9 protein-coding genes are annotated in these 14,389 nt (G+C 69.9%); all 9 read left to right on the top strand.

Annotated features, from left to right (window positions below; all coding sequences use genetic code 11):
* On the top strand, positions 1–380 hold a 380-nt coding region (locus tag ACLQ6X_RS02180), incomplete at its 5' end, for an aldehyde dehydrogenase family protein (protein ID WP_411698525.1).
* A 37-nt stretch (positions 381–417) separates the two neighbouring features.
* Positions 418–984, top strand: a complete 567-nt coding sequence (locus ACLQ6X_RS02175) for an FHA domain-containing protein (protein ID WP_411698524.1) — start codon at positions 418–420, stop codon at positions 982–984.
* Positions 985–1,008: 24 nt separating this feature from the next.
* On the top strand, positions 1,009–1,845 hold the full coding sequence (locus ACLQ6X_RS02170; protein ID WP_411698523.1) for a PP2C family protein-serine/threonine phosphatase: 837 nt from the start codon (positions 1,009–1,011) through the stop codon (positions 1,843–1,845).
* A gap of 52 nt (positions 1,846–1,897) precedes the next feature.
* Positions 1,898–3,373: a serine/threonine-protein kinase gene (locus ACLQ6X_RS02165; protein ID WP_411698522.1), complete on the top strand. Its 1,476-nt coding sequence runs from the start codon at positions 1,898–1,900 to the stop codon at positions 3,371–3,373.
* A gap of 28 nt (positions 3,374–3,401) precedes the next feature.
* Entirely contained in the window at positions 3,402–9,278 is a 5,877-nt protein-coding gene (locus tag ACLQ6X_RS02160; protein WP_411698521.1) for an Ig-like domain-containing protein, read from the top strand.
* A 19-nt stretch (positions 9,279–9,297) separates the two neighbouring features.
* Positions 9,298–10,269: an AAA family ATPase gene (locus ACLQ6X_RS02155; protein WP_411698520.1), complete on the top strand. Its 972-nt coding sequence runs from the start codon at positions 9,298–9,300 to the stop codon at positions 10,267–10,269.
* Entirely contained in the window at positions 10,266–11,621 is a 1,356-nt protein-coding gene (locus ACLQ6X_RS02150; protein WP_411698519.1) for a DUF58 domain-containing protein, read from the top strand. Before ACLQ6X_RS02155 ends, ACLQ6X_RS02150 begins: the two co-directional genes overlap by 4 nt.
* Positions 11,618–14,041: a transglutaminase-like domain-containing protein gene (locus ACLQ6X_RS02145; protein WP_411698518.1), complete on the top strand. Its 2,424-nt coding sequence runs from the start codon at positions 11,618–11,620 to the stop codon at positions 14,039–14,041. Before ACLQ6X_RS02150 ends, ACLQ6X_RS02145 begins: the two co-directional genes overlap by 4 nt.
* On the top strand, positions 14,038–14,389 hold a 352-nt coding region (locus ACLQ6X_RS02140), incomplete at its 3' end, for a zinc-ribbon domain-containing protein (protein WP_411698517.1). The genes ACLQ6X_RS02145 and ACLQ6X_RS02140, both read left to right, overlap by 4 nt.

Here is a 14,389-nt window from a genome sequence, read left to right as displayed (position 1 = left end):
GTCGGCAGGGATCCGTCGGCTACTTCCACGAGGCGACCATCGTGTCGGGACTCGTGCAGACGGATGACGCGGTGCAGAACGAGATCTTCGGCCCGGTCATCACGGTGCAGAGCTTCACCGACGAGCGCCAGGCACTCGCCTGGGCCAACGATGTGCAGTACGGCCTGTCGTCGAGCGTCTGGACGACGAACCACGGCCGTGCGATGCGCATGGCGAAGCGCCTCGACTTCGGCTGCGTCTGGATCAACACCCACATCCCTCTGGTTGCCGAGATGCCGCACGGCGGGTTCAAGCACTCCGGCTACGGCAAAGACCTCTCGAGCTACGGCTTCGAGGACTACACCCGCGTCAAGCACGTGATGTCGTTCATCGGCGAGTAGCCGTCCGGGGTCGCACGCGGCGGAGGATACTGGGAGCGTGCAACCCGACCTCGACGACACCGTGCGCCGTGCTCCGCGCCCGCAGCAGCCGGCAGCTCCCGATTTCGACGACACGATCGTCGGCCGGCCCGCGGTGGATGACGCGGCAGCGGCAGCGGTCGCAGTTGCCACGGCGTCGCAGCGTGACACCGCGCCCTTCACCGAGCGGGTCGTCGCGGAACCACAGGCCCCCAGCTACGGGTTCCGGGTCGGGGCCAACGGTCGCACGGTACTGCTCGACACGGCCGTCTACGTCGGTCGCGCCCCGCGTTCGCCGCGCATCCAGAGCGGGGTTCTGCCGAAGCTGGTCAAGGTAGCGTCCCCCCAGGGCGAGGTGTCGGGCACGCACCTCGAGATACGCCAGCTCGCGACATCCATCATCGTCACCGACCTGCGCTCGACCAACGGATCCACCGTCTCCGTGCCCGGCAGCGCGCCGCGCTCGCTGCGCCAAGGCGAGGCGATGGTCGTAACCCCGGGTACGCTCGTGGACATCGGAGACGGCAACGTCATCGAGATACTGCCACTACAACGTCAGCTCGGGGGACACGGCCATGCTCACTAACGCCACCATCAACGGGGCCGCGGCATGACCGAGATCGGCGCGAGCACCCCGGAACTCGTCATCCCGATTCCGGGCGACGGCGACGCGGAGATCCGCATATCCTGGGCGGCCGTGACCGACGTGGGTCGTCGCCGCGCCGCCAACGAAGACAGCTTCATCGCCGCCCCGCCGGTATTCGCGATCGCCGACGGCATGGGCGGCCACCTCGCCGGCGACCTCGCCAGTGCGGCCGTCGTCACGCGGCTCGCCGAGGCGCGCACCTCCGACTTCATCGCCCCCGAATCGATCGAGCCCGCGTTGGAGCGGGCCAGCGCCGACATCGACGTCATCTCCGACGGCAGCGAGATCGGCGTCGGCACCACCGTCACCGGCGCGGTGCTCACCCTCGTCGACGGCGACCCCTACTTCGCGATCTTCAACATCGGCGACAGCCGTGTCTACCGCTACGAACGCAACGAGCTCGCCCAGGTCACCGTCGACCACTCGCTCGTACAGCAGCTCGTCGACAGCGGGGTCATCTCGCAGGCCCAGGCGCACAACCACCCCGACGGCAATGTCATCACACGGGCCGTCGGCTTCCAGTCGCAGCCGACGCCCGACTTCTGGCTGCTGCCCCTGCACGCGGGGCTGCGGCTGCTGGTCTGCTCCGACGGACTCACCGGAGAGGTCGAAGACGAGCGTCTGCGCATGCACCTCGCGGCCGGGCTCTCGGCTGACGAGACGGCCAGCGCGTTGGTCGACGCTGCTCTCGCCGAGGGTGGGCGGGATAACATCACCGTGTTGGTCGTCGATGTCGTCGCCGCACCGGAACCGTCCGAACTGGGAACCACCGCGCCGCGCGCTACCCATAGAGTGCTCTGACACAAACTGCCTAGAATAAGAAAAGTCTGTCTGCGGTCTGAGGGGGTTGTACGTGGCACGTCGGCTGCCTTCCCAACCCCCGATCCTTCCCGGGTTCTCGTACATCCACGTGCTCGGTTCCGGCGGCTTCGCCGACGTCTTCCTGTACGAACAGAACATGCCGCGTCGGCAGGTCGCAGTGAAGGTCATGCTCGCCGAGGTCGTCAACGACCAGGTGCGGCAGATGTTCCAGGCCGAGGCCAACCTCATGGCCCAGTTGAGCGCGCACCCCTCCATCCTCACCGTCTATCAGGCGAGCGTCTCGTCTGACGGGCGCCCCTACCTCGTGATGGAACTCTGTTCCTCGTCGCTGAGCCAGCGCTACCGGGCGGAACGGCTGCCCGTAGCCGAGGTGCTGCGCATCGCGATCAAGATCGGCAGCGCGATCGAGACGGCGCACGTGGCCGGCGTGCTGCACCGCGACATCAAGCCCTCCAACATCCTGCTCACCGCCTACGGTCACCCCGTGCTGTCCGACTTCGGCATCGCGGCCACGCTGAGCGAGTCCGATTCGCAGCAGGCCGTCGGCATGTCGATCCCCTGGTCGGCTCCGGAAGTGCTGATGGATGAGACGGCCGGAACCATCGAGTCGGAAGTGTGGGCGTTCGCCGCCACCGTCTACTCGCTGATCGCCGGGCGGTCGCCGTTCGAGGTGCCGGGGGAGTCGAACACCTCGGTCGACCTCATCTCGCGTATCAATCGCGCGAAGGCGCAGCCGATCGGCCGCCCCGACGTGCCGGCCAGCCTCGAGCGCGCCCTCACCCGGGGGATGTCGAAGGCCCCGAAGAACCGACCGGCGAGCGTCATCGAGCTCGTGCGCGAACTGCAGTCGATCGAGAGCGAGCTGGGCGTCGCCCAGACGCCGGTGGAGGTGGCCGTCGACGACTGGGCGCTGGCCACCGTGGCCGACCTGGAAGACCGCACCCGCGTTCGCGGGGTTGCCAACGCCTCGGGCGCCGTGCCGACCAACCGTCGCCGACGGCGTGCGCCGCAGGCGTCGGCAGACTACGAGGCCGTCGGCACCCTCATGAAGAACAGCGACCACCGCGCTACCGACGGGCACCGCAGCGTGGGCGGCCGCAGTGCGGCGCCGGGCCATCGCAGCTTCGGCGCCACGAAGGCGCCGGCGGGCAGGAGCATGCAGACCCTTTCCTGGATTCTCGTGGCCTGCGCGGCTCTCGTGATCGCGCTGGGTGCGACGGCCACCTTCGTCCTGATCAAATCCACGTCGAACGACATCCCCGTCGTCTCCGACATCGCCGCGATCGTCGACGGCGACAACGTCAGGTTCTCGTGGCAGAACCCGGGACTCGAGGAGTCCGACGCCTACCAGATCGCCCTCGACGGTGGCGAAGTGAGCGTGCAGTCCACCCCCGAGTTCCTGACCGACGGCGACCCGGGAGACCACGTGTGCATCTCGGTGCGGGTGAGCCGCGACGGCACGCTCGGCGACTCGAGCAATCCGAAATGCGTGGACATCGCCGGGTGAAACGCGTGACACCGATCAGGCGTCCTGAATGATCAGGCGCTGGATCCGATCCCACACATCGCTCGTCGCGACCGCGACGAGCGGTTTCGTTGTCGCGACCCTCGTCGCGGTCGTCGCGGTCGTCTCGACCGGGTACACCGCCCAGCGCCTCGACCTCGGTGACGCCTCGGTCTGGGTGTCGAACAGCTCCGAGAGCTTCGTCGGGCGCGCGAACACCGAGGTGCTCGAGCTGAACAGTGTCGTCGCCGGTTCCGGCGCCGACCTCGATGTGGTGCAGCGCGGGTCCACCGTGCTGATGTTCGACCGCGCAGACGCCACCCTCGAGATCGTCGACGCCGCGACATCCGAGGTTTCGGACAGCGTGCCGCTGCCGCCCGATCAGCCAGGCGTCTTCCTCGCCGGCGACAACTCCGTCGTCTACTCGGAGGGCAGCGGCGAGATCTGGATCATGCCGACCGTCGATCTCGGCGACTTCGACGCCGAGCAGGAGCCGACACTGAGTCTGGGGGCCGGTTCGGTGGTGAGTGTCGACGAGAACGGGCTGCTCTTCGCGTTCTCGCCCGAGGCCCGCGAGGTGTACCGCGTCGACGCGGCGACCTCGAGCTCGGTGACGGCCAGCGACGACACCGAGCTCGGTGGCGACACCGGATCGTTCGCGATCACGTCTGTCGCCGGGCGCTGGGCCGTGCTCGATCGTGACGCCAACGAGCTCGAACTGGCCGGCCGCGTCGTCGACCTGGGCGACACCGTCGACGACGGCACCGTGCTGCAGGCGGCGAGCGTCACCGGCGACGCCGTGCTCGTCGCGCACTCGGGGGGCCTGGCCGGGGTGGCGTTCTCGGGCGGCGAGGTCTCGGTTCTCGCGGAGGACGGCGCCGGCACGGCCGCGGCACCCGTCGTGCTGGGCGGCTGCACGTTCGCCGCCTGGTCGAACGGCCAGTCGTGGCGGCTCTGCGACGACTCGGACGAGCCGACCACGCTGCAGCTCGACATGCCGGGCAATGCCGCCTTGGGTTTCAAGGTCAACGGCACGCGGCTGCTGCTCAACGACGCGCTCGGCGGCGCCTCGTGGGCGGTGCAGGAGGGCGGCGAGCTGATCGACAACTGGGACGACCTGATCAACGTCGACGAAGACCAGCAGCAGGTCGAGCAGAACGACGAGAACACCCCGCCCGAGATCGAGAAGAACCAGTTGCCGCCGGTCGCGGTCGACGACGACTTCGGCGCCCGGGCGGGCCGGTCGAGCGTGCTGCCGGTGCTGCTCAACGACTACGACCCCAACGCCGACGTCATCGTCGTCAGCTCGGTCACCGCGATCGACGAGGCCGTCGGTCGCATCGATTTGATCGAGAACGGGCAGGAGCTGCAGCTCACCCTCAAGCCCGAGGCGCAGGGCACCGTGAGCTTCGGCTACACGATCGACGACGGCCGCGGCGGATCGGCGAGTGCCACCGTCGACGTCGTGGTGCGTCAGCCGGGCGAGAACTCGCCCCCGCAGCAGGTGCGCAACAGCCAGGCCACCGTCGCGAGCTCGGCGCAGGTCACCGTTCCGGTTCTCGACGACTGGATCGACCCCGACGGCGACCCGTTCTACCTCGTGTCGGCGGGCGTCGCGAGCCCGATGACGGTGAGCTACAAGCCCGAGGGAACCGTGATCGTCACCGACGGCGGCGCGAGCCTCGGGGCCTCCACGGTGTCTCTCGTCGTGTCCGACGGGTCGGCCACGGCGAACGGCTCGCTCACCGTCACCACGCGCGCGCCCGGCGACGTGCCGATCATCGCCGACCCCTTCGTGGTGCCCGCCTACTCGGGCGAGGAGATCACGATCTCGCCGCTCGAGCACGTTCGCGGCGGCAACGGCGCCGTGCGGCTGAACGCCGTACCGGCCAAGACCGGCGTCACCATCACGCCGAGCTACGAGACGGGCACCTTCCGGTTCTCGACCGACGAGATCAGGTCGCACTACGTCGAGTTCGTCGTCACCGACAACGACCAGACCGTCACGGGGCTCGTGAGGGTGGATGTCACGGCGCCCCCGGACGCGAACACCGCCCCCATCACGATCCCCAAGACCGTCTTCATCCCGACGCTCAACAGCCGCACCGTCGATGTGGCGGGCACCGACATCGACCCCGCCGGGGGAGTGCTGCTCGTCACCGGCGTCGTGGGTGTGCCCGAGGCATCCGGAATCCGTGCCGAGGTACTCGAGCAACGCTCCGTGCGCGTCACCCTCATCGGTCCGCTCGCCGGGCCGGTATCGTTCGGCTACCGCATCACGAACGGCCTCACCGAGTCGCAGGGCACCATCACGGTCGTCGAGGTCGCGCCGCCCGCCCGGTTGCAGCCCCCGATCGCCCGCGACGACACCGCCACCGTGCGCGTCGGCGACGCCATCACGATCGACGTCATGCGCAACGACGAACAGCCCGACGGCGAGCCGATGACCCTCAACCCGGTGCTCGTCGACGGGCTCAGCGGCGACTCGGGGCTGCTGTTCGTCTCCGGCAACACCCTGCGGTACCTCGCGCCCGCCACGACCGGCAACTTCACGGCGGTCTACGAGCTGATCGGACCGCTCGGGCAGACGGCGCAGGCGCAGGTGAGCATCGAGGTGAGGGAACCGAATGCCGAGACGAACCATCCGCCGGTTCCCGCGACCGTCACGGCCCGGGTCATCGCGGGCGACAGCGTCACGATCGACATCCCGCTCGACGGCATCGACCCCGACGGCGACTCCGTGCAGCTGCTCGGCCAGGAGACCAGCCCCGAGAAGGGCGGCGTCGTCGCCGTCGGCACGTCGACGATCGAGTACGAGGCGGGCGTCTATTCGGCGGGCACCGACACCTTCACCTACACGGTGGCCGACACGCTCGGTGCGCGCGCGACGGGAACGGTGCGCATCGGCATCAGCCCGCCGCTCGCCGACGCGCGCAATCCGGTCGCGATCGAAGACGAGGTGAACGTGCGGCCGGGCGCCACCGTCTCGGTGCAGGTGCTCGCGAACGACTCCGACCCCGACGGCAGCGCGCTGCGCGTCGTGTCGGTGCAGCCGAACGACGAGAACCTGACGGCCACGATCGACGACGACGAGACCATCGTCGACATCGCCGCCCCGGAGACGCCCGGCAGCTACGGGCTCGTCTACACGATCGCGAACGAGCTCGGCGGTTCGAGCTCGAACTTCGTGACCGTGATCGTGAGCGAGGACGCCCCCCGCGCCTACCCGGTCGCCCGCGACACCGTGCTCTCGCTCACCGACGTACTCGACCGCGCGACGATCAACGTCGACGTGCTGGCCAACGTGTTCTTCGCCGACGGTCCCGTGAGCGGGCTCGACCTGTCGATCGTCTCCGGCTACGACACGACGGCCCGGATTACCGGCAACAAGCAGATCCAGGTGACCATCGCCGAGGAACGGCAGATCATCCCGTTCGCGGTGACCAACCCCGACGACAGTTCGGCGCGTTCGTACGCGTTCATCTGGGTACCCGGGTTCAAGGATGCACTGCCGCAGCTCAACCGCGACGCGCCCCGGCTGCAGGTCGTGAGCGAGGAGACGCTCACGATCGAGCTCAATGACTACGTGCTCGCCGTCGACGGCCGGCGCGTGCGCATCACCGACTCGAGCACGGTGCGGGCGACCCACTCCGACGGCTCCTCGCTCGTGGTCGACTCGAACACGCTGTCGTTCACCTCCGCCGACCTCTACTTCGGTCCCGCTTCCATCTCGTTCGAGGTGACCGACGGCACCTCGGCGAACGATCCGGCCGGGCGCACGGCCAATCTGGTGCTGCCCATCACGGTCAACCCCCGCGAGAATCAGCCGCCCGTGTTCACCGGGGCCACGATCGAGTTCGAGCCGGGCGAGCAGAAGTTCGTCGACCTCACCCAGGTGACGAACTACCCGTACAGCAACGACGTCGACGAGCTGACGTACTCGGTGCTCGCGCCGTTCCCCGAGGGCTTCGAGTACGAACTCGACGGACGGAACCTCAGCATCACCGCGCGCGACACGGTGGCGAAGAACACCGTCACGGCCATCTCTCTCGGTGTGCGCGACGCGCTGGCCGAGGGGCAGTCGGGCCGCATCCAGCTGCGGGTCGTGCCCTCGACCCGGCCGCTGGCCGTTCCCGCGGGAGACACCGCCGTGGCCCGGCGCGGGCAGTCGACGGTCGTCGACGTGCTCGCCAACGACCAGGCCACCAACCCGTTCCCCGGACAGCCGCTGCGCGTCGTCACGGTGCGCGGTATCGACGGTGCGTCCCTGCCGGCGGGGGTCACCGTCACCGCCTCGAGCGACAACTCCCGCCTCACCGTGAACGTGGGCGCGAACGCCGCTCCGGTCGACACGCTCGTGCAGTACCAGGTCTCCGACGCCAGCCGCGACCCCGACCGTTACGTCTGGGGCTCGGTGCGTATCTCGGTTCAGGATGTTCCGGATGCCCCGGCGAAACCCGTGCGTCAGGCGAACAGCTTCGGCGACGACACGTTGACCCTGCGCATGGTCGCGCCCCAGCCCAACAACTCCCCGATCACGAACTACCGGGTCGTGGGCGCCGCTGCCAACTACAGCCACGACTGTGGAACCGCCCTGATCTGCGCCCTGCCGGGTCTCACCATCGGTGAGCCGTACCGCCTGCAGGTCATCGCGGTCAACGCGGTCGGCGACTCCGCGCCGAGCGCCGCGAGCGACCCGTACACGGTCGACTACCTGCCGTCGGCTCCCGACGTGACCGCGGTCCCGGCCGCCGCCGACCTCGCGCCGGCCGGTGGAGCCGTGACGGTGTCGTGGCAGACGGTGCCCGACCCCCAGCCGGGCACGCCGATCACCGGCTACAGCGTCGAGTTCAACGGCGAGACCCGCGACCTCGGGCGCACGGCGACGAGCACCACCTTCAGCGGCCTGCCGACGGCCACGGAGTTCTCGGTGCGTGTCTACGCCCGCAACAGCGCGCAGGTCGCGTCACCACGCGACTGGATACGGTCGGCGTCGCGGTCGGTCACGACCGTCGGGCCGCCGACCACGCCCGCCCAGGCACCGGCTGCTGCGAGCGGAACCGACGGCACCATCACCGTGACCTGGGGCAACTTCGGAGCGAACGGCGGCGGCACGCCCACCTACAGCGTGCGCCGCGTGCAGGCCGGAAACGCGGCCCCGACCGCATGCGTCTCGCCAACAGCCACGGGCGTGAGCACGGGTTGGATCGACTCCGGCCTCGCCGACGGCGCCACCTACACCTACTACGTCTACGCCGACAACGGTCGCTACTGTTCGGTCGTCGGCACCGGTCCCGTGGAGAGCAAGAAGCCTCCGGGCGCTCCGAATATCACGGCCACGCTCGCGGACAGGGGCGGGAGCGGCCAGCTCGATATCCGGGCGGCCAGCGAGTTCAGCGTCGGCTCCGGCTTCGCTTCCCGGTTCGAGTACCGCATCGACGGCGGATGGACCTCCCTGCAAGAGGGGCAATGGCTGACGTCGGCCGCGAATACCGGTGTCTATGGCAACCCGCAGACCGTGCAGTTCCGCGCGTGCCGCGACGCGACCGCGGACTACTGCGGTACCGAGTTCTCGCAGGCGACGCTCACGCCGCTCAACGCGCGATCCACGATCGACCTGTGCAGGGCGCCGTCCGGCGACGACCCCGGTTCCACCGCCTGGACGGGCCCGACGGCGGGCGGCCCCCAGACGGTCGGTTTCCGGGTCGCGTTCAATCGTCCCCTCGCCGGTGTCCTCGAGAATTGGGAAGAGTGGCCCGAATACACTGAGGGCGAGGCGGTGCCGCCGGGGACGACGGCGATCCGCCTCACCACGACCGCCACCGGCGGCGGGGGCGAGCTGACACACGTCGTCGAGGGCGCGTGTACGTTGCCCGAGCCGGCTCCCGGCTCGGATTCACAGGACTAGAGAGACTAGAGATCACTGCATGACGATGACACCCGAGCAGGCTAGCTGGTTCTCCGACAACTTCACGCGCCTCGTCACCAACGTCGAAACCGTCCTGCTCGGCAAGACCTTCGTCATCCGGCTCGGGTTCACGGCGCTGCTCAGCGAGGGCCACCTGCTGCTCGAGGACTTCCCCGGAACCGGGAAGACGAGCTTCGCGCGCGCGATCGCGCAGAGCGTCGACGGCGTCAGCAACCGCGTGCAGTTCACCCCCGACCTGCTGCCAGGCGATATCACCGGTGTGAGCATCTTCGACCAGCGCTCGGGCGACTTCGAGTTCCACCGCGGGCCCATCTTCGCCAACATCGTGTTGGCCGACGAGATCAACCGGGCCAGCCCGAAGACCCAGTCGGCACTGCTCGAGGTCATGGAGGAGGGCACCGTCACGGTCGACGGCGTCACCCACCCGGTGAGCCTGCCGTTCATGGTGATCGCCACCCAGAACCCGATCGAGCAGGCGGGCACCTACCGGCTTCCCGAGGCGCAGCTCGACCGCTTCATCATGAAGACGTCGATCGGCTACCCCGACCACGCGTCCACGCTGCGCATCCTCGAGGGTGCCGGCACCCGGGCACACGACACCACCGTGCCCGCGATCGCGAGCGCCGAGGTCATCATCGAGATGGCGCGGCTGGCCCGCACCGTGCACGTCGACCCCAGCATCAACGACTACGTGTCGCGGCTCGTCGACGCGACCCGCACCGCGACCGAGGTACGTCTCGGCGCCAGCGTGCGCGGCGCCCTCGCCCTCGTGCGCACCGCGAAGACGCTCGCCGCGTCGAACGGCCGCCACTACGTGACCCCCGACGACGTGAAGGCGCTGGCCGAACCCGTGCTGGCACACCGGCTCGTGCTCGATCCCGAGGCGGAGTTCGACGGCGTCACGGGCACCAGCATCATCGCCCAGCTTCTCATCGAGACGCCGCCGCCGAGTGATCGGCAAGCCGTGTGACCCTGCGGTCCGATTCGAACTTCCCCACGGCCACCGAGGGGCTCACCAACGCGCGCACCAAGATCGTCGGCAACCGCACCGGCTTCATCGCCGACACCGTGATCACGACGGTGCGGCTCGCGCGCGGGGTGCGCACGTTCGTCGCGCGGCTCGTGACCCGCGCTGCCGCCGTGGTGACGCCGCTCGGCTGGGTCGTCTTCGCCGCGATCCCCGTCTCGCTGCTCGCCGGCTACGGTTTCGGCTGGGTCGAGCTGGTAGTCGCCGGGTTCGCCGGGATCGTGCTCGTGGCCGTGGCGATCCTCTACCTCGTGGGCCGCAACGCCGTCGCCATCACGCTCGACGTTGCCCACTCCCGCGTCGTCGTCGGACAGGAGGCGCAGGGCACGGTCGTCGTGCGCAACGCCGGTATCGGCAGGACGCTGGGGGTCACCGTCGAGATCCCGGTCGCGCACGGACTCGCCGAGATCGCCGTGCCGAGCCTCGCCCGCGGTGCGGAGTCGGTGCAACGCTTCGCCATCCCCACCCGCCGCCGCGGTGTCGTCGCCGTCGGACCCGCCCGCACCGTGCGCGCCGACCCGATCGGACTGGTGCGCCGCGAGCTCGTGTGGACCGGGACATCCGAACTCTTCATCCACCCCCGCACCATCGGCATCCCGAGCATGAGCGCGGGCCTCGTGCGCGACCTCGAGGGCACCCCGACGCGCGACCTGTCCAACTCGGACATCGCCTTCCACGCCCTGCGCGACTATCAGCCGGGTGACGAGCGCCGCAACATCCACTGGAAGTCGACCGCCAAGACCGGCACCTACATGGTGCGGCAGTTCGAGCAGACCCGGCGCAGTCACATCGTCATCGCCCTCAGCCTCGCGAGCACCGACTACGCGACGGAGGACGAGTTCGAGATGGCGGTCAGCGTCGCGGGGTCGCTCGGATCGCGCGCCATCCGGGAGATCCGCGACGTCTCCGTGGTGGTGAGCGAGAAGACGCCGGAGTTCGCGGCGCGCAAGGTCTTCGCCGTGCGCTCGCTGTCGACCCGCAGCCGCGAGCGCCTGCTCGACGAGCTCGCCGTCGTCGAGGCCGCCGAGACGGCCATCGCGATCACCGACATCGCTCGGGTGGCGGGCAACGAGGTGGCCGGCGTGTCCGTCGCCTTCCTCATCTGCGGGTCGGCGGCGACCCCGACCGAGCTGCGCGCGGCCAGCACGAAGTTCCCCGCCGGGGTCGAGGTGATCGCCGTAGTGTGCGATCCGGATGCCGCTCCGAAACTGCGCACCGCCCCGGGTCTGAGCGTGCTCACCATCGGCTACCTGGAAGATCTGCCCAAGTCGCTCGCCCGGGTGGTCGCGGCATGAGCGGGCGCGGTCTGAACGAGAACGGGCGTCGCTCGCGTCGCCTGCGGCTCTCCGCGGCCGACGTCGTCGCGAACACGCTCTTCCTCTGGGCGGGGATCGCCATCGCCTCCGTCGCGTTCTGGCCCATCTACCAGAGCCCGTCCATCGCGCTGCTGGTCGGTGTGACGACCCTCGCCGGCTCGGCGGTCGCGATCCTCGGCGCCGTGTTCCGCTGGACGTCGCCGGTCGTGCTCGCGGCGACCGTCGTGGTCTTCCTGCTGCTCGGCGTGCCGCTCGCGGTGCCGCTGCAGTCGCTCTACGGGGTGTTGCCCACCCTCGACGGCCTCTGGCAGCTGGTCTCCGGTGTCGCGCTCGGCTGGAAACAGCTGCTCACGATCACGCTGCCGGTGGGCGACTACCAGGCCCTCCTCGTTCCCGCCTTCGTGCTCGTGCTCGGCGTGAGCGTCATCGCGCTGACCACCGCCCTGCGGGCGAAGCGCGGAGGCCTCGCCGCGATCGGGCCTATCGCGCTCTACCTCGCCGCCCTCGCGTTGGGGCCCGACTACGCCACCTGGCCGCTCGTGCTCTCCGTGGCGCTCATCGTCGTCACGCTGGTCTGGCTCATGTGGCGACGCTGGTACGCCCGGCGCGAGGCGGTCCGCAGGCTGGCGGCCGACGCGCGCAGCACCGACGGCACCGGTGCCCCCGTGCCATCCGATCACCGTCTCTTCGGATTCCGCACCATCGTCGCGGCGACCGTCATCCTCGCGATCGCGGGGGCAGCGGGGGTCGCGGGTGCCGTCTTCGCCCCGCCGACGACGCCGCGCGAGGTGGCTCGGTCGACCGTCGTGCAGCCGTTCGACCCGCGCGACTACGTGAGCCCGCTCGCCGGGTTCCGCCGATTCCTCCAGCCCGCGACGGCGAGCGAGGTGCTGTTCACGGTGGGCGGACTGCCGTCCGGCGGGCGCATCCGCATGGCCACTCTCGACACCTACGACGGCATCGTCTACTCGGTCGGCAGCGCGAGCGTCACGAGCGAATCCGGCTCGTTCACCCGCGTGCCGTATCGGTTCGACCAGTCGGCGGTGTCGGGGCAGACGGTGGTTCTGGATGTCACGGTCGACGGCTACAGCGGTGTGTGGGTTCCCACCGCCGGCCAGCTCGAGGCCATCGACTTCGCCGGCTCCCGGGCCACCTCGCTGCGCAACGCCTTCTACTACAACGACACGGCGGGCACCGCCGCCGTCATCGGCGGGCTGCGTCCGGGCGACGAGTACTCGCTCGAGGCGGTCATCCCGCGCCAGCCCGGTGCCGACGGCGTCGCCGGGCTGCGTCCGGGCTCGGCGGTCGTGCCCGGCATCACCGTGTTGCCGGAGGAGACCGAGATCGTGCTCGACCGGTACGTCGACGGCATCGACGGCGAGGGCAACCGGCTCGCCGCCATGATCGACGGGCTCAAGGCCGACGGCTACATCAGCCACGGCATCTCCGACGACGAACCCGCGAGCCGGTCGGGACACTCGGCCGACCGCATCACGCAGCTGCTGACCGACCAGCGCATGATCGGCGACGCCGAGCAGTACGCGGTGACCGCGGCGCTGATGGCGCGCCAGCTGGGGTTCCCGGCGCGCGTAGTGTTCGGCTTCGCCCCCGAGGTGAACGAGTCGGGTGCGACGGAGGTCACCGGCGACTCGGTCTCCGCCTGGATCGAGGTCGACACGCAGCAGTACGGCTGGGTTTCGATCGACCCGAACCCGCCGGTGCGCGAGATCCCCGAGGAACAGCCCGAAGAGCCGACGACGGTGTCGCGCCCGCAGTCCGTCATCCCGCCGCCGCCCCTGCAGCCCGACCGCCAGGACGAGCAGACCCCGCAGGAGTCGACGCCCGACGAGCCGGCGCCCGACGACTCCTGGCTCGCGATCGCGCTCCTCGTCGCGCGCATCGTCGGCTGGGCCGCGCTCGGCCTCGCCGTGCTCGTGTCGCCGTTCCTCGTGATCATCGCCGCCAAGGTGCGCCGTCGTCGCCTGCGTCGCCGCGCGGCCACCCCGCTGGCCCGAATCAGCGGCGGCTGGCAGGAGTATCGCGACGCGATCCTCGATCACGGGCTCGACGTGCCCGCGACCGCCACGCGGCGCGAAGTCGCCCATGCCGTGGGTGGCAGCCAGCCCGCGATCCTCGCCGCGATCAGCGACCGCGCGGTGTTCTCTCCGCGCGAGCCGAGCAAAGAAGAGGCCGACAAGGTATGGAAGGCCGTGACCGAACTGAGCGCGGGACTCGGCGCGGGCACGACTCGCTGGCAACGGCTCAAAGCGCTCGTCTCGCTGCGGTCTCTTGGTACTGTGGCACGAGGTGCTCGCGACTCGCGACGCACCGGTCGGCAGGCCGTGGGGAAACAGGTAGCTGCTCGACAGGGTTCGGATCGTCAGGGGGCGACCCCGTGAAGTGCAGAAACTGCGACACAGTATTGCCGGCCGGAGCCATGTTCTGTGGCGAGTGCGGAGCCGCCGTCGCGGTGCCGAAGCTCGTCGAACCGCAGACCCGCATGCGCCCGGGCGACACCGCCATCATCCAACCGCTCGATCTGAACGCGTCGGTACCCGAGTTTCTCGAGCCGGATTTCGGCGTCGCTGCCGAGCCAGCCCCGGTGCGCGCCGCACCGACTTCTGAGCGTGCGCCGGTGCCTGCGCCGACAACTGCAGCTGCGCCGGAGCCGACACCGGCACCCGCTGCGCCGCCCGCCACCGTGGCCCCTCCCGTCGCGCCCCCGCCCGTCGCGCCCCCGCCCATCA

This window comes from Conyzicola sp. (assembly GCF_046714715.1).
GTDB lineage: Bacteria > Actinomycetota > Actinomycetes > Actinomycetales > Microbacteriaceae > Conyzicola.
Note: the sequence above shows the minus strand (reverse complement) of the source record. Positions and strands in the feature narration are given on the sequence as shown.